The organism is Streptomyces sp. NPDC127038, from assembly GCF_042725875.1.
In the GTDB taxonomy this organism is placed as follows: Bacteria; Actinomycetota; Actinomycetes; order Streptomycetales; family Streptomycetaceae; genus Streptomyces.
Genome location: NZ_JBHXDQ010000001.1, coordinates 273318 through 289869 on the forward strand (window position 1 = coordinate 273318; position 16552 = coordinate 289869).

The window sequence follows — 16552 nt, forward strand, 5'->3', positions numbered from 1 at the left end:
CCCGGAGCGCCCGCCGGAAGCCTACCTGGTCGGTGTGAACGGCGGCCGGGACGTGGGACCCGTCACGCCCGCCGCAGCCAGCTCTCGTAGTGGTCGAGCAGGGTCTCCTCGATCGGCCGGTAGGTGATCCCGAGTTCCCGCACGCTCCTGCCGTTGTCCACGGGGAACCGGATGCCGAGGTGTTTGCGGATGTAGTCCTGGGTGAGTCCGAACGCCGGGCCGAGGACGCGGACCGGCCAGTGCGGGAGCGCGGTGCGGGGCAGCCGGAGCGCTCGGGGGTACCGGCCGCGGATGACGCGTGCCATGGCGTGGAAGGACGTCATGGTCTCGGCCGCGACGATGTAGCGGCCCTTGGCTCCGTCGTGCTCCGCCGCCGCGATGTGGGCGTCCGCGACCTCGCGGACGTCCGCCGTGGTGAAGCTGAAATCGGGTGCGCCGTAGAAGAAGTAGCCCTTGAACAGTTCGTCGAGCAGGAAGAGGCTGCCGGACCGCGACGCGGGGGTGAGGGAGGGGCCGAGGATCAGCCCGGGGTTGACCGCCACCAGACGCCAGCGGTCCTGGGCCGCCTCCGCCGCCCACGCCTCGCGCTCGGCGAGCGTCTTCGCGTAGTGGTACGGATTGTTCTCGACCGTGCTGGTGGTGTTGAAGTACTTCTCCGACAGGATCCCGCCGTCCATGTCCCGGACGTCGATGTAGTCGCCGAAGATCGCGCCGACGGTGGAGGTGAGGACGACCTTCCCGACCGTCGGTGTCCGTTCCACCCCGGCCAGTACGTTGCGGGTGCCGAGCAGCGCCGGGTCGACCATGTCCCGGCGGCCGTCCTTGATCTTCTCCGGCATCAGGAACGGCGACGCCACGTGGAAGACCACCGCGCAGCCGCGCATGGCCGCGTCGAAGGACCCCTCGGCCAGCAGATCGGCCTCGAACAGGTCGAGCCTGCCGGGAAAGGCCTCCCGCATCTCCTGGAGCGGTGCCACCTTCGCGGTGTCCGCGGTGCTTCGTACGGTGGTGTGGACGCGGTAGCCCCGCTCCAGCAGCCTTCGCACCAGATGGCTCCCGACGAACCCGCTGCCACCGGTCACCAGGACGGTGTCCCGCCCGCCGCGTATGCCCACGCTCGTACTCCTCGGTCCCGCTCCCGGCGCGTCGCCCGGCCCTGTCCCGCGGGCGGTACGCGCATCGCTCGTAGGCCAGGGTCGGGCATGGACGCCCGGAAGGGAACAGGTGCTCACGTCCCCGCGGGGCGGCCGAACGGCGTGAGGAAGTCCCGCTCGGGCAGGGCGTGGTCGACGATGCGGGTGTCGCCGATCCAGCCGTAGAAGCCCTGCCCGAAGCTCTCGTCGAACTGGGTGGCGCCGATGACGAAGGGCTTGCCGAGCGTCGCGATCCCCGTGGACGGCTGCGTGGGGTTGCGGGCGATCTTCGAGCCGTCCACGTACAGCACGGTGCGCAGGCCGTCGTTGACGACGGCGACATGGGTCCAGCGGCCCACGGGCAGGGCGTGGCTCCACGATGTCGGGTCGGCGTCCTGCCGCTCCGGGTAGACGACGAACTGGAGGAAGCGTTCGGGGGACAGATTGAGGCTGCACGTGGGTTCCAGCGGGGACCAGCCGGTCGTCTTGCCCGCGTCGCCGTTGCGGCCCTCCCAGCTCAGGATGCCCATCCAGGCGTGGTCGCCCTCGAAGGGGTCGGGCAGCCGGATGAACGTCTCGATGGTGTAGCCCCGGGTGAACTTGGCCGCGTTGAGCGGCGCCTGGGCGGTCGTCGTCAGGACGGCGCCGCGGTCCGGGTCCTTGCCGCCGTCGAAGTGGAGGCTGGCGTGGGCGGGCTGGCCCGGGTGGTGGTCCGCGGACCGGGTCAGGGTGTCCGGGCCGCTGCCGTGGAGGCGGCTCACGGTGAGGTCGTTCCCGTGGCCGGTGAGGTCCCGTACGACCGTGCCGTCCGTGACCGGGGCACCCGGCGTCGTGCCGGAGCCGTCGAAGCGCCAGTAGGCCACGGTGCCGCGCGGCATCACGGCGGATGCGGGGCGCGGCTTCGGCGGTACGACGGGCGCGAAGCCCGCGAAGCGCTCGTCGAAGTCGATCCGCAGACCGAACCGGTCGACGGGGCCGGTCAGTTCGATCGTCTCGGCCTCCAGCGGTGTGCGCTTCCCCGGGTCGCGGGCGAGGAACCACGGCGCGAACGTCTCGACGTCGATGACGCCCCGGGCCAGGTCGAAGGAGTAGGTGCGGATCATTCCGGCGCCGCCGTAGTAGCGGTCCTGGTAGTTGGTGATGTGGATGTGGACATCGTTGTCGTGGTCGTTGGCCAGGACGGTGCGCCCGGGCGGCCAGTAGTGGCCGCCGAGCGCGAGGAAGATCTGGTCGTTGCCCCGGACGAGGCCGTCCCACAGGCGTTCGCCGTTGTCCGAGAGCCGGGCCGTGCCGTCGTCGTCCGACCACGCGATGTCGTGCGTGGTCAGCACGGCGGGAAGGGTGGGGTGGGCGTCCAGGACGCTCTGGGCCCAGCGCAGGCCCTTGTCCGAGACCCGCCAGTCCAGGGCGAGCACCAGCCATTCCCTGCCGCCGGCGCGCAGCACGTGGCAGCTGTTGTAGCCGTCGGGCGAGGCGCCGCGGAAGGTGGGCATGGAGGCGTAGCGCTCGGGGCCGAAGGCGGCCAGGTAGGCCGTGTCGCCCCGCTGGTCGTCCGTGGACGACGGGATGTCGTGGTTGCCGGCCAGGACGCTGTACGGGACCTTGCCGTGGAGGGTGCGGAAGGTGTCGGCGGCGCGGGCGATCTCGTCCTGCGTTCCGTGCTCGGTGACGTCACCGAGGTGGGTCATGAAGGCGATGTTCGCCTCGGCACGCTCCGCCACGAGGTAACGGAAGGTCTCGCGCAGCGGCGCCGGGTCGGCGCTGTCGGCGTCGAACAGGTACTGCGTGTCGGGGAGTACGGCCAGCGCGAAGCGCGGGCTCTCGGTGTCGAACCGGCTTCCACGGCCCGTGGTCGCGGCACGCGCCGGAGCGGTCTCGAAGGCCGCGGTCGCCGCGCCGGCCGCCGGAACCGCGACCGCGGCGCGCAGCAACGCCCGTCTGTCCGGCCCGTTCTGCTGTCCTGCCGTGCCCATGTGCCCTCCAGGTGAGCGTAATTGGGGTCAGGAGGCACGGTGGTGACCGGGCATGACAGGACAGTGGCAGCGAGCTGAACGAGGCATGGTGTTCGCCGCACGATCACCGCACTCGGCGTCGGCGTAACACCCCTGTTCCTCAAGGGAGTTGATAGAAAGGATCATCGACTCGCAAGCCCCTCCTCTCCCACAAGGAGCCCGATGTGACCGTCACCGCCGACGACATCTACGCGATGGCCCCCTACGCCCGGACCCTCGGCGTGCGCTTCACCGCCCTGTCCGCGGAGGGCGTGGACGCCGAACTCGACTACGTGCCCGCGCTGTCGACCGTGGGAGGGGGACTGCACGGGGGCGCGCTCATGGGCCTGGCCGATGTCGCCTCGGCTGTGTGCGCGGCGCTGAACGGTCCCGCGGGTGCCGTCCCGGCCACCACCACCTCCACCACGCACTTCCTGCGGCCCCTGCGGGAGGGAACCGCGTTCGCGAAGGCCCGGGTGCTCCGGGTGGGGCGTGACACGGCGGTCGTGGAGTGCGACATCGAGGACGGCCGGCGGCGGCTGTGCACCCGGGTCACCCAGACGGTGAGCATCCGGGTGCCCGGCGCGGAGGTCACGGCCTCCCCTCCACGGTGATCCGCTCCCCGTCCCAGAGGAGCGTGTCTCCCGGCCCGGCGGTGACCGGCGTCTCGTCCCCGCGCCGGATGACGTAGCCGTCGGGCCCGGGGACGGCCTCGTAGCCGTGCCGTCGGCACCAGCGCTGGGGGATGTCGATGAGGGTCGTCCAGGTGATGGTGATCCGGCCGGGGTCGGCGGCCTCGCGGTTGCCGACCATCCGCCGGAACAGTCTCGCCGAGCCCAGGAGCGCGCGCCGGTCGCGCCGCCAGACGGGCAGACCGGCCGCCTCGCCCTCACAGTCACGGGCGAGGTCGAGGAGAGTGCCGCTCACGGCGCCCCCTTCCCCGGCGGGCGACCGGGGTTCCCGGCGGGCTGCCGGGCCGGGTGCTCCGGGGTGGGCACGGCCGGCCGGCGGGGTGCCCGTAGGCGGCCCGCCGGCCCGGGGCGAGCTCGTGTCGTCACCCATGCATCAACGTGGCGGCCCCGCCGGGGACACGCTCGGAGCGGGGAGTGGTCGCGGGGCTTGGCGGAGGGCGGTGGCGAGGAACACGCGGCACACTCCCAGGGAAGCACCCGCAGGCCCGCGGCGCTGCTCGATCGGGGGATCGACGGGTGGGAACCGGGGGCGCGTTCCGACAGCAGCACGCCCCACCCGGGGTTCCACGTCGGGTGGGGCGTCAGCAGCATCCCCGACTGGTAGTCGTTGAACGCTTGTTGGGATCAGCGTATCGGCGGCCACTGACAATGCCGGTGGCGCCGACCGGAGGGGCGCCACGAGCCTCGACCCGCCTCCAGGCCCGGCGCGAGCCCCGGCCGCCCGCCCCCGGCACCCGTCGGCGTTCCGAGGGAGCCGGGGTGTCGCGGGCCGGGACGTCAGCCGTTCGGGCGGAGTGTCCAGATAACCGTCATCTCGCCGGTCACCGCGCCGTCGGCCCGCTGGATGGCGATGGCGACGGGGAACTCGGGACGCTGACCGGCGTCCAGTTCGGCGACGACCTCGGCGGCGGGACGCCCGAGCGTGGCGGTGGCCGTGACCGGGCCCATCGCGAGCTTCTTGTACGCGATCTCGGCGCTGACCGCGAGCGGCACGGCGCGGGAGAGCTGGTCCCCGAAGGCGGCGAGCACGATCGCCCCGCTCGCCGACTCCCCCAGCGTGAACATGGCCCCGGCGTGCGGTCCGCCGACGTGGTTGTGGAAGTCGCCCTGGTCCGGGAGCGCCACGACGGCCTTCTCCGGAGTGGTCTCCACGAACTCGAGGTTCAGGGTCCGCGCCATCGGCACGGTGGCGGCGAGCATCTCGCCGATCGTCATCTGGTCTGCGCTCATACCGCGATGTTACCCATGAGTAGGAATTCTTGGCCAGACCTGTCCTCCGGCACCCTTACCGGGAGGCACCGGAAGAGATCACCAGGCCCGGACATCGGCGAGCCTCCCCGGACACCGGCGGAACCTCCCCGGCCGCCGAGGCGACGACGGCGGCACGGCCGGCGCGGCGGTGCCGGCCCGGCCGGTGCAGCGGCGGCGGTCCGGCCGAAGCGGCGGCAGCGGGGCGGCCCGTACGGACCACACGCCAGGCCGTCCGACCGCATCTGCCTGCCGGGAAAGAAAATCTGACGTGGCGTCAGTCGCCGCCCCAGCCGGAGCCGGGCGGACACCGGGCGGGATCAATGGGACAAGTGGCCCGATGACGCCGTCGTTTCGGGTACCGCCGTGGCACTCGGGTCACAGGCCCCTCTATCGTTACCAGCCATGTGGCCAGGACAGCAGCCGCCCGGGGGCGAGCAGAACCCGCAGGACCAGAACCCGTACCAGCAGCCGGGGTACCAGCAGCCGAATCCGTACCAGCAGCCCGGATACCAGCAGCCGGGGTATCCGCAGCAGCCGGGCCCGTACGGACCGCAGCCGGGGCAGCCGCAGTGGGGAGCGCCGTCGGATCCCCTCGGCACGCCCCAGGTGCCGGGCGGCAACGGCGGTGGCGGCGGCAACAAGACGAAGATCACCGCGATCGTCGCGGCCTCGGCCGTCGTGATCGCCGCCGGGGTCACCGGATTCCTCGTCCTGGGCGGCAACAACAAGAACGACGACAAGGCGGGCGGCGACTCGTCCAAGTCCCCCAAGGCGCCGGCCTCCACGCCCGCGAGCGCGAGCCCGAGCGACGCCGACCCGCGCGGCGGCGACGGCGAGAAGGCGACGATCGCCGGCTGGAAGGTCGTGGTGAACCCGAAGTGGGGCACCGCCTTCGACGTGCCGCCGGACTGGAGCGTCAGCCCTTCCGGCACCTTCATCGGATTCGAGGACGACAAGAAGGGCGACGGCTCCGCGCTCATCGGCATGTCCGCGCCCGCGTTCCTCAAGGAGAAGTGGTGCACGTCCGACGCGAACAAGGACGGCCGCACCGAGGACTCGGCGCTCGCCGCCGCGGGCACCAAGGGCCAGAGCGGCGCCAAGAACACCCAGGACGTGGCGCGCAATGATTCCGCGTGGTGGGTCTTCGGCGGCTACACCGACCAGAAGGCCGCTTCGAAGAAGCTGCTGACGATCGGCAAGCCCCAGGCGTACACCACCGCCTCCGGTGTCGAGGGCAGCGTCGCGACGACGTACTCCAAGGGCGTCGTCAAGAAGAACAAGTGCGACTCCGACGGCAAGGCGACCACCTTCGCCTTCAAGAACTCGGCGGGCGACTTCGTGTCCTGGACGCTCTACGCCGCCAAGGGCGTCTCGGAGGAGATACCCGACGCGACCGTGAAGAAGATCCTCAGCACCGTACGGCTCCACGGCGACCCGACGGACTCCTGAGCACGACGGATCCCAGAGCACGACGGACTGCTGAGCACGGCGGGCTCCTGAGCACGACGGCGTGCGGCGGACGGGGTCACCGGAGCCGCCGCCGGCGCCGGGCGGGCCGGGTGCGGGAAAGGGTGTTTCACCTCGGGTTTGGCAAGTCGGGCACCGGGCGGCGATAGTCTCCCGGTGACCTCAGCCGCCGACCTCGCCCGCCCCTCCCGCCGCCCCTCGTGGGCGGGCCGGAACTACACCCTGCTGACCGCCGCCGCGGTCGTCACCAACCTGGGCAGCCAGGGCGCGCTGATCGCCTCGGCGTTCGCGGTGCTCGGCGCGGGCGGCGACGGAGGCGACGTCGGCCTGGTGGCCGCGGCGCGCACCCTGCCGCTGGTGCTGTTCCTGCTGATCGGCGGAGCGGTCGCGGACCGGCTGCCGCGCCATCGGGTGATGGTCGCCGCCAACGCCCTCAACTGTGTGTCGCAGGCCGCGTTCGCCGCCCTGGTCCTCTCCGGCGAGGCACGGCTGTGGCAGATGATGCTGCTGTCCGCGCTCGGCGGCACCGGGCAGGCCTTCTTCAACCCGGCCGCCGAGGGCATGCTGATGTCCTCGGTCCGCGGTGAGCAGGCGAGCCGCGCGTTCGCGATGTTCCGGATGGCGATGCAGGGCGCCGGTCTCGGCGGCGCGGCCCTGGGCGGCGCTCTCGTGGCCGTGATCGGCCCCGGCTGGGTGCTGGCCGTGGACGCGGTGGCCTTCGCGGTCGCCGGCGCGCTGCGCTCCTTCCTCGACGTCAGCCACATCCCGCCGCGTGAGCCCGGCGGCGGCCTGCTCGCCGATCTGCGCGACGGCTGGCACGAATTCGTCTCACGGCCCTGGCTGTGGACGATCGTCGCGCAGTTCTCCGTGGTCGTCGCGGTGGTCGGGGCCGCGGACGCGGTCTATGGTCCGCTGGTCGCCCGGGACAGTCTCGGCGGGCCGGGTCCCTGGGGCCTGGCGCTCGGCGCGTTCGGCGCGGGGACCGTGGGCGGCGCGCTGCTCATGACCCGCTGGAAGCCCCGCCGTCTGCTGTTCGCGGGCACCCTGTGCGTCTTCCCGCTCGCGGCACCCGCCGCGGCGCTCGCGGTCCCCCTGTCGGTGGGTCCGCTGTACGCGGTGATGTTCGTCAGCGGTCTGGCGATCGAGGTGTTCGGCGTCTCGTGGATGACCGCGCTCCACCAGGAGATACCCGAGGACAAGCTCTCCCGGGTGTCGGCGTACGACTGGTTCGGGTCGATCGCGATGGTTCCGCTGGCCACGGCGCTGGCGGGTCCCGCGGAGCAGACCTTCGGCCGGACGCCGGCGCTGTGGGGCTGCGCCACGCTCGTCGTCGTGGTCACGGCGGCGGTGCTGTGCGTTCCGGACGTACGGAATCTGACGCGGCGGTCCCGGGCGGTGGCACAGGGCGCGCCCGCGCCGGTGTCCGGTACGGAGCGCACGCCGGCGGACGCGGAAGGCCCCGCCGCGCGGCTCGGGTGACGGAACAGCGGCCCGTGGCGTACGAGGGCGATCCCGCCCCCTGAGCTCCCGGCCCGCGTGGCGGCGTTCGCCGTACGGCGCGGCGTTCGCCGTACGGCGGCGGTGGCGGTGGCGGTGGCGAAATCGGCCGCCACATACGAGGCACCCGCCGACAGCGGTGCCGGTGCGGATGCCGGTCCGAGGCGCCCTGCCCAGGCCGGCCCATGGGTCGGCTTCACCCCGACCGAGCCAACCCAACTCCATCGGCCAGCTTCACCCCCAGCCGAGCCAACCCAACACCATCGGGCCAACCCGACTCCACACCCGGGCTAGCCCTGTTCCGCACCCGGGCTACGCCTGTTCCACACCTGGGCCTACCCCTGCCCACCGGCCGGGGCCAACCCGACTCCACAGCCGGGCTAACCCTGTTCCACACCCCGGCCAACCCTGCCCACCGGCCGGGGCCAACCCACCGCACCCCACCAGCCGGCCTGCCCCCTGCCCCACGCCCGAGGACACCCCCGGACACCCCCGCCCGGCCCGGCAGGCCCCGTCCGGCGCCGGCTCAGTCGGACAGCAACGACGACAGCTGCGGCGAGTACGTGGCGTGCAGCACCAGCGCCGCGCTTCCCACCACCGCGGCGTCCGCGCCCAGCGGCGACGCGGCGACCTGCACCGTACGGATGTGCCGGGCCAGCGGTCTGGTGGCCAGCGCCGCGGCGACGATGTCCACGTACCGCGCCTCCACGTGCTGGAGACCGTGGCCGCCCAGGATGATCAGATCCACGTCGATGAAGTTGGCGATGCTGACCGCCAGCGAGGCGACGTGCTCCGCGGCCTGGTCGATGACGGCCGCCGCGAGAGGGTCGCCCGCCCCCGCCGCGCGCCGGATCGCGGCGTGGTCGACGGACGCCGGATCCCGCTCGAACGAGGACGACAGCACGCTCCCGGCACCGGAGTCGGCGGCCAGCCGCCGGTGCGTCTCGGAGACGATCGCGGACGGATTGACGAGTCCCTCGAGACAGCCCCGGTTGCCGCAGTAGCACTCCGGTCCGTCGGGCAGCACCGAGGAGTGGCCGAACTCGCCGGCGTTGAACGAGCCTCCCCTGTACACCTGGTGATTGAGGATCAGACCGCCGCCGATGCCCGTACCGAGGTACAGGTAGGCGAAGTTGGCGACCCCTTTGCCGACCCCGGACCAGCGTTCGCCGATGGCGGCGGCGGTGGCGTCGTTGTCCAGGGTCACCGGCAGCCGGGTGGCGTCGCTGAGCATGCTCTGGAGGGGCACGCGGGTCCAGTGCGCGAGCTGGGGCGGCGCGACGATCACCCCGAGTTCCTGGTCTATGGGCCCCGGGGTGGCGAGGCCGAGCCCGAGGACCTTCTCGCGCGGCATCTTCGCCTCGTCGAGCACCTCGGCGACCAGATCGGCCATGGCGGACACGACGTGCGACGGATCGGTGCCGGGCGGCGTGGGACGCCGGATGACGACGAGCGGCCGGCCCAGCAGGTCGACCACGGCGCAGGTGAGTTCGACCGGGTCGAAGACGAGCCCGACGGCGCTGCCGGCGTCGGCGTTGATCCGCAGGGTGGTACGGGGCTTGCCTCCGCTGGAGACCCGGCTGGCGCCGTCCTCGCGGACGATCCCCTCGTCCAGCAGCCGGCGCACGATCCCGGAGACCGTCTGCGGGGTGAGACCGGTCCGCTGAGCGATCTCGACCCGGCTGATGCCGTCCGTGAGTTGGATCTGGTCGAGGACCACCGCCCGGTTGTATCGCCCGACCTTGGGGAGATTTGTTCCTGCTTGCCGCACGAATCGTCCTCTCTTGCGCCAGCTCACTGACAATACCGCCGCCGGGGCGTTGACTTAGTAAAACAAATGGATTTAAAGTCCGGTCCCGCAGACGAAACACGCAGGAGCTGGAGGCACGAGGCAGTGCCATCGGAGGCAAGTTGATGTCCAAGAGAATTCGCGTCCCGCACCGCACGGGCTCGTGCGGCCGGCGCGGCCTCCGCAGCGCGGGGTTCCTCTCATGAGCGGAACCCCGGTCCTGCTGGAGATGCGATCGATCACCAAGACGTTCCCGGGCGTGAAGGCCCTGGAGGACGTCAGCCTGGTGGTGAACGAGGGCGAGATCCACGCGATCTGCGGCGAGAACGGCGCAGGCAAGTCCACGCTCATGAAGGTGCTGAGCGGGGTGCACCCGCACGGCAGTTACACGGGCGACATCGTCTACCGCGGCGAGGGGGTCCAGTTCCACGACATCCGGGCCAGCGAACAGGCCGGCATCGTGATCATCCACCAGGAACTGGCGCTGGTCCCGGGCATGTCGATCACCGAGAACCTCTTCCTCGGCAACGAGCCGCGCAGACGCGGTGCAATCGACTGGAAGACCGCGCAGCGGCGGGCCGTCGAACTGATGGAACAGGTCGGACTCCGGGAGGACCCGGACACGCTGATCAAGGACATCGGTGTCGGCAAGCAGCAACTCGTCGAGATAGCCAAGGCGTTCGCCAAGGACGTGAAGCTGCTCATCCTCGACGAGCCGACCGCCGCCCTCAACGAGGCCGACTCGCAGCATCTGCTGGATCTGCTGCGCGGCTTCCGGGAGCGGGGCATCACCTCGATCATGATCTCGCACAAGCTCAACGAGATCGAGGCGGTCGCCGACACCATCACGATCCTGCGTGACGGCCGGACGATCGAGAGCCTCGACGTCAAGGCCGACGGGGTCAACGAGGACCGCATCGTGCGGGGCATGGTCGGCCGGGAGCTCAACAGCCGCTTCCCCGACCACACGCCCGACATCGGCGAGGTGTTCTTCGAGGTCCGCGACTGGACGGTGCGGCACCCGACCGCCGAGGACCGGCTCGTGTGCAAGGGCTCCGCCTTCACGGTCCGGCGCGGTGAGATCGTCGGCTTCGCCGGGCTCATGGGAGCCGGGCGCACCGAACTGGCCATGAGCCTGTTCGGCCGCTCCTACGGCCACTACGTCTCCGGCCGGGTCTTCAAGGACGGCAGCGAGATCCGGCTGAAGTCGGTGGCCGACGCCATCGGCCACGGGCTCGCCTACGTCAGCGAGGACCGCAAGTCGATCGGCCTCAATCTGCTGGACGACATCAAGACCTCGATGGTGGCCGCCAAGCTGTCGAAGATCGCCCGGCGCAAGGTCGTCGATCCGGTGCGCGAGCACCGCGTCGCCGAGGAGTACCGCCAGAGCCTGCGGATCAAGACGCCGAGTGTCGACGAGGGCGTGGTGAAGCTCTCCGGCGGCAACCAGCAGAAGGTGGTCCTCGCGAAGTGGATGTTCACCGACCCCGACCTGCTGATCCTCGACGAACCGACCCGCGGCATCGACGTGGGCGCCAAGTACGAGATCTACGGGATCGTCCAGCGGCTCGTGAGCCAGGGCAAGGGCGTCATCGTCATCTCCTCGGAGCTGCCCGAGCTCATCGGCCTGTGCGACCGCATCTACACGGTGTTCGAAGGTGCCATCACCGGTGAGGTGACCCGGCAGGACGCGAACCCGGAACTCCTGATGAAGAAGATGACCTCTCTCACGAAGACAGCGACCACATGAGCCGCATCACAGAGCTGCAGAAGAACCTCTTCGGAGGTACCACCTCCAACGCCCGCCAGTTCGGCATGATCTCCACGCTCGTGGCGATCGTCGTGCTGTTCCAGATCTGGACCGGAGGGCTGACCCTGACCTCCGGCAACCTCATCGCCGTGGTCAGCCAGTACTCCTACATCCTGATCCTCGCGATCGGCATGCTGATGGTGATCGTCGCCGGCCACATCGACCTCTCGGTGGGTTCGGTCGCGGCGTTCACCGGCATCGTGGTCGCCAAGACGATGCAGGAGTATTCGCTCCCCTGGCCCCTGGGCATCGTGCTCGGACTCCTGGTCGGCGCGGTGATCGGCGCCTGGCAGGGCTTCTGGGTCGCCTACGTGGGGGTGCCGGCGTTCATCGTCACCCTGGCCGGCATGCTGCTGTTCCGCGGCGGCAACCAGTACATCGGCAACGCCGACACGGTGCCGGTGCCCACCGGATTCCGTGACATCGGCGCCGGGTTCCTCCCGGAGGTCGGCCCCGACACCGGTTACAACAACCTGACCCTGCTGCTCGGCCTCGCCGCCTGCCTCGGCGTGGTGTGGCGGGAGTGGAGCGCGCGCAAGACCCGGCGCGAGATGAACGCGGACGCCGCTCCGCTGTGGGTGGCCGGGATACGGCTGGCCGTCATGCTGACCGTGATCGTCTTCGCGACGCTGCGCTTCGCCGGCGGCCGGATCGGAACCAGCGTGCCCATCTCCGGCATCATCCTCATCGTCCTGGTGCTGGCCTACTCGTACTACACGCGCAACACCATCGGCGGCCGGCACATCTACGCCGTCGGCGGCAACTCCCGCGCGGCCGAGCTGTCCGGTGTGAAGCTCAAGCAGGTCAACTTCTTCGTCATGATGAACATGTCCGTCCTCGCGGCACTCGCGGGCATGATCTTCGTGGCGCGGTCCGCGGCCTCCGGTCCCCAGGACGGACTGAGCTGGGAACTCGACGCCATCGCGGCCGTGTTCATCGGCGGCGCGGCGGTCTCCGGCGGCCTCGGCACCATCAGCGGCTCCATCGTCGGTGGTCTCGTCATGGCCCTGCTCAACAACGGCCTCCAACTGGAGGGCGTCGGCTCCGACATGGTCCAGATCATCAAGGGCCTGGTCCTGCTGCTCGCCGTCGCCTTCGACGTGTACAGCAAGAAGCAGGGGCGCTTCTCGATCATCGGGACACTGAGCCGCCCCTTCCAGCGGGACGAGGCGGCCGTCCCGGCCCAACCGTCCGGGCAGTCCGCCGATTCCGACAAGGCACAGGTCACGAGCTGAACGCCGAGTCGTCACCCAGCACGCCGTCCTCCACGGCGTCCCACTCACCCCGTACCACCGTAAGAAAGGCTCACCCCACCATGCGCAGAGGCATCATCAGAGGGATCGCCGCCGTCGGCGCCGTCGCACTGCTCAGCCTGGGCACGGCGTGCTCCAACCACCGCGAGGGCTCGACCTCCGGCAGCGGCGACGCCAAGGGGTTCGCGAAGAACTCCCTCGTCGGCGTCGCGCTTCCCGCGAAGACCTCGGAGAACTGGGTGCTCGCCGGTGACCTGTTCACCAACGGCCTCAAGGACGCCGGCTTCAAGGCCGACGTGCAGTACGCGGGGGCCTCGACCACCGTCGCCGACCAGCAGGCGCAGATCTCCTCCATGGTCACCAAGGGCGCCAAGGTCATCGTGATCGGCGCGACCGACGCCTCGCAGCTGTCCACCCAGGTGGCGGCGGCCAAGCAGGCGGGTGCCCAGGTCATCGCCTACGACCGCCTCATCACCAACACCAAGGACGTCGACTACTACATCGCGTTCGACAACTACAAGGTCGGCCAGCTCCAGGGCCAGGCCCTGATCAACGGCATGAAGGCCAAGAAGCCCAAGGGCCCCTGGACGATCGAGCTGTTCTCCGGCTCCCCGGACGACAACAACTCCAAGGTGTTCTTCGACGGCGCGATGAGCGTGCTGAAGCCCCTCATCGACAAGGGCGACATCGTTGTCGGATCGGGCCAGACGGCCATCAAGCAGACCGCGATCCAGGGCTGGAAGGCGGAGAACGCCCAGTCGCGCATGGACGGCCTGCTGACCTCGACGTACAGCGGCAAGAAGAAGCTCGACGGCGTCCTGTCGCCGAACGACACCCTCGCCCGCGCGATCATCACCTCGGTCAAGGGCGCCGGCAAGCCGGTCCCGGTCGTCACCGGCCAGGACTCCGAGGTCGAGTCGGTGAAGTCGATCATGGCGGGTGAGCAGTACTCGACGATCAACAAGGACACCCGCAAGCTCGTCGCCGAGACCATCAAGATGGTCCAGTCCCTCCAGAAGGGCGACAAGCCGCAGATCAACGACACCAAGTCGTACAACAACGGCTCCAAGGTCGTCCCCGCGTACCTCCTCCCGCCGGTCATCGTGACCAAGGAGAACGCGGCCGAGGCCTACGCCAACGACCCGCAGCTGGCGCCCCTCACCAAGTAACGGGCCCCGACGCCGCTGTCCCGCCCCGGAGTTCACCGGGTGCGGGACAGCGGCGTTCCGGGGCGTGTCAGCCGATGCCGAAGGACCCGCCGGGCGGCTCGGGCGACGGAACGGAGTCCTCGTCGCGCACCGGGGCGGCCCCGCCGATGAAGTCCCGCAGCGCCGCCCCGTGTTCGACCCGCGCCGGGAAGGTGTCGGCGGCCGTACGACGGGACAGGACGGCCGTGTCCAGCGGGTGGTGGGAGGCCACGAGCACGGCGTTCCCGAACCGCCGGCCGCGCAGCACACCGGGTTCCGCGATCAGGGCGATCTCCTCGAACACCGTGGAGAACGTGGCGAGTTGGGAGCGGAGGAAGGCGAAGGGCGCCGCGTCCGCGAGGTTGGCGAGGTAGACGCCGCCGGGGCGCAGCACGCGCTCGGCGGCGCTCGCGTAGGCGGTGGAGGTCAGGTGTGCCGGGACCCGCGAGCCGCCGAAGACGTCCGCGATGAGGACGTCCGCGGAGCCGGGGGCGGCGGCCTCGGTCCAGGCGCGGGCGTCGGCCCGGTGCAGCTCGATGCCGGTGCCGTCGGGGACCGGCAGACACTCGGTGATCAGTTCCAGCAGGCCCTTGTCCGCCTCGACGACGTCCTGGCGTGAACCGGGCCGGGTGGCCGCGACGTAGCGGGGCAGGGTGAGCGCCCCGCCGCCGAGGTGCAGGACGTCCAGGGCGCGCCCCGGTTCCGCCACCGTGTCCAGCACGTGCCCGAGCCGACGGGTGTACTCGAACTCCAGGTGCGTCGGTTCGTCCAGGTCCACGTACGACTGGGGCGCGCCGTCCACGGTCAGCAGCCACGCCCGCTCGCGGTCGACGTCGGGCATCAGCTTGGCGGTCCCGTGATCCACGGCCCGTGTCACGGGTATCGGCTCGTCCACGCGTCCATTGTGCGGCACGCCCGGCGGCCCGCCCGGCGACGGCCCGTCCACGGGGAACGGCCCCGGTCGCGTCTACGGGAACGGGGTCCCCGGCGACGGGAACGGGGCCCGCCGTCCTGTGGCGGGCCCCGTTCCCCGGCCGGGGGTGACCGGGCCGCGGTTCCCCGGGCGGGCGTCAGCCGACCGAGGTCACCGTCCCGGCGCCGACCGTGCGGCCTCCTTCGCGGATCGCGAAGCCGAGGCCGGGCTCCAGCGGCACCTCGCGGCCGAGCTCGACCGTCATCTCGACGGTGTCGCCCGGCCGGGCCACGGGCAGCTCGCCGAGGTCGACGTCGCCGACCACGTCCGCGGTCCGGATGTAGAACTGCGGCCGGTACCCGGTGGCGACCGCCGTCGTGCGGCCCCCCTCGCGTGTCGACAGGACGTACACCCTCGCCGTGAAGCGACTGCTGGGCACGACGCTGCCGGGCGCGGCGACGACGTGCCCGCGGCGGACCGCGTCGCGGGGCACCCCGCGCAGCAGCAGCGCCACGTTGTCGCCGGCCTGCGCCTCCTGCATGGGCTTGCCGAAGGTCTCCAGTCCGGTGACCACGGTGTCGACGCCCGCTCCGAGCACCTCGACCCGGTCGCCGACGTGGACCGTGCCGCGCTCCACGGCACCGGTGACGACCGTTCCGCGGCCGGTGATGGTGAGCACGTTCTCGACCGGCATGAGGAACGGCGCGTCGAGATAGCGCTCGGGCATCGGCACGTAGGTGTCCACGGCGTCGAGCAGCGCGTCGATCGAGGCCGTCCAACGGGGGTCCCCCTCAAGGGCCTTGAGGCCGGACACCCGTACCACGGGCACCGAGTCGCCCCCGTAGCCCTGGGCGGAGAGCAGCTCGCGGACCTCCAGTTCGACCAGGTCCGTGAGCTCCTCGTCGCCCGCGTCGGCCTTGTTGAGGGCGACGACGATGTGGTCGACACCCACCTGCCGGGCGAGCAGCACGTGTTCGGCGGTCTGCGGCATGATCCCGTCCAGCGCGGACACGACGAGGATCGCCCCGTCGAGCTGCGCCGCGCCGGTGACCATGTTCTTGACGTAGTCGGCGTGGCCGGGCATGTCCACGTGCGCGTAGTGCCGGGTGTCGGTCTCGTACTCGACGTGCGCGATGTTGATGGTGATGCCGCGGGCGGCCTCCTCGGGCGCCCGGTCGATCCGGTCGAACGGGACGAACGTGCCGGAGCCGCGCTCGGCGAGGACCTTGGTGATGGCGGCGGTCAGGGTGGTCTTGCCGTGGTCGACGTGACCCATGGTGCCGATGTTCAGGTGCGGTTTGGTGCGCACGTAAGCCGTCTTGGGCATGGCGGTTCCTCGAAGCCTCTTCGATGTCGGCGGAGCCGAGTGATGGTCCCGGCGCGTACGGCCGGGACGGGGACCCCCAGGAGTTACCGACCCTCCCCCTGCGGGGTCCGCCGGACGATCCGGGAAGGGTCAGCTTCGGGCGCCGTCGACGGCTGCCGTGATGATCGGGACGGCAGCCTTCGGCGCATCCGCGACCGCGGATGCTGCGAGGAGGAAGGCGTACCGGAACATGAGGAGATCAT

The 16552-nt window shown here is 71.0% G+C and carries 13 protein-coding genes; 6 read left to right on the plus strand and 7 right to left on the minus strand.

What is annotated here, in order from left to right:
- Positions 1–62: 62 nt before the first annotated feature.
- Together ACFWI4_RS01290 and ACFWI4_RS01295 are read right to left on the minus strand one after the other, a co-directional pair.
- Positions 63–1115 (minus strand): NAD-dependent epimerase/dehydratase family protein, encoded by a 1053-nt coding sequence (locus tag ACFWI4_RS01290; protein WP_387189508.1) that lies wholly within the window; start codon positions 1113–1115, stop codon positions 63–65.
- A gap of 113 nt (positions 1116–1228) precedes the next feature.
- Positions 1229–3106: a LamG-like jellyroll fold domain-containing protein gene (locus tag ACFWI4_RS01295; protein WP_387189509.1), complete on the minus strand. Its 1878-nt coding sequence runs from the start codon at positions 3104–3106 to the stop codon at positions 1229–1231.
- 203 nt (positions 3107–3309) lie between these two features.
- On the opposite strand from ACFWI4_RS01295, the gene ACFWI4_RS01300 reads away from it, so the two are divergent.
- On the plus strand, positions 3310–3738 hold the full coding sequence (locus tag ACFWI4_RS01300; protein WP_387189510.1) for a PaaI family thioesterase: 429 nt from the start codon (positions 3310–3312) through the stop codon (positions 3736–3738).
- Here the strand turns inward: ACFWI4_RS01300 and ACFWI4_RS01305 are convergent.
- Together ACFWI4_RS01305 and ACFWI4_RS01310 are read right to left on the minus strand one after the other, a co-directional pair.
- Positions 3716–4051 (minus strand): hypothetical protein, encoded by a 336-nt coding sequence (locus ACFWI4_RS01305; RefSeq protein ID WP_385396154.1) that lies wholly within the window; start codon positions 4049–4051, stop codon positions 3716–3718. The two genes, ACFWI4_RS01300 and ACFWI4_RS01305, sit on opposite strands and share 23 nt — an antisense overlap.
- 542 nt (positions 4052–4593) lie before the next feature.
- Positions 4594–5031, minus strand: a complete 438-nt coding sequence (locus ACFWI4_RS01310; RefSeq protein WP_385396281.1) for a DUF4442 domain-containing protein — start codon at positions 5029–5031, stop codon at positions 4594–4596.
- 438 nt (positions 5032–5469) lie between these two features.
- Between ACFWI4_RS01310 and ACFWI4_RS01315 the strand changes: the two genes are divergently transcribed.
- Both ACFWI4_RS01315 and ACFWI4_RS01320 read left to right on the plus strand, forming a co-directional pair.
- The gene (locus tag ACFWI4_RS01315) at positions 5470–6516 is read left to right on the plus strand and encodes a hypothetical protein (RefSeq protein ID WP_387189511.1); all 1047 of its coding nucleotides are present in this window, start codon (positions 5470–5472) and stop codon (positions 6514–6516) included.
- Positions 6517–6690: 174 nt separating this feature from the next.
- Positions 6691–8013: an MFS transporter gene (locus ACFWI4_RS01320; RefSeq protein ID WP_387189512.1), complete on the plus strand. Its 1323-nt coding sequence runs from the start codon at positions 6691–6693 to the stop codon at positions 8011–8013.
- Positions 8014–8557: 544 nt separating this feature from the next.
- On the opposite strand, the gene ACFWI4_RS01325 is transcribed toward ACFWI4_RS01320, so the two are convergent.
- The gene (locus tag ACFWI4_RS01325) at positions 8558–9802 is read right to left on the minus strand and encodes an ROK family transcriptional regulator (protein WP_387189513.1); all 1245 of its coding nucleotides are present in this window, start codon (positions 9800–9802) and stop codon (positions 8558–8560) included.
- A gap of 220 nt (positions 9803–10022) precedes the next feature.
- On the opposite strand from ACFWI4_RS01325, the gene mmsA reads away from it, so the two are divergent.
- From mmsA to ACFWI4_RS01340, 3 genes are all read left to right on the plus strand, one after another.
- Positions 10023–11570: a multiple monosaccharide ABC transporter ATP-binding protein gene (gene mmsA, locus ACFWI4_RS01330; RefSeq protein WP_387189514.1), complete on the plus strand. Its 1548-nt coding sequence runs from the start codon at positions 10023–10025 to the stop codon at positions 11568–11570.
- Positions 11567–12865 (plus strand): multiple monosaccharide ABC transporter permease, encoded by a 1299-nt coding sequence (gene mmsB / locus ACFWI4_RS01335; RefSeq protein ID WP_387189516.1) that lies wholly within the window; start codon positions 11567–11569, stop codon positions 12863–12865. Before mmsA ends, mmsB begins: the two co-directional genes overlap by 4 nt.
- A gap of 80 nt (positions 12866–12945) precedes the next feature.
- Positions 12946–14052, plus strand: coding sequence for a substrate-binding domain-containing protein (locus ACFWI4_RS01340; RefSeq protein ID WP_387189517.1), 1107 nt, complete (start codon positions 12946–12948; stop codon positions 14050–14052).
- Positions 14053–14119: 67 nt separating this feature from the next.
- On the opposite strand, the gene ACFWI4_RS01345 is transcribed toward ACFWI4_RS01340, so the two are convergent.
- Both ACFWI4_RS01345 and tuf read right to left on the minus strand, forming a co-directional pair.
- Entirely contained in the window at positions 14120–14965 is an 846-nt protein-coding gene (locus ACFWI4_RS01345; protein ID WP_387189518.1) for a spermidine synthase, read from the minus strand.
- A 175-nt stretch (positions 14966–15140) separates the two neighbouring features.
- Positions 15141–16310, minus strand: a complete 1170-nt coding sequence (gene tuf, locus ACFWI4_RS01350) for an elongation factor Tu (protein ID WP_385396170.1) — start codon at positions 16308–16310, stop codon at positions 15141–15143.
- Between the last annotated feature and the right edge of the window lie 242 nt (positions 16311–16552).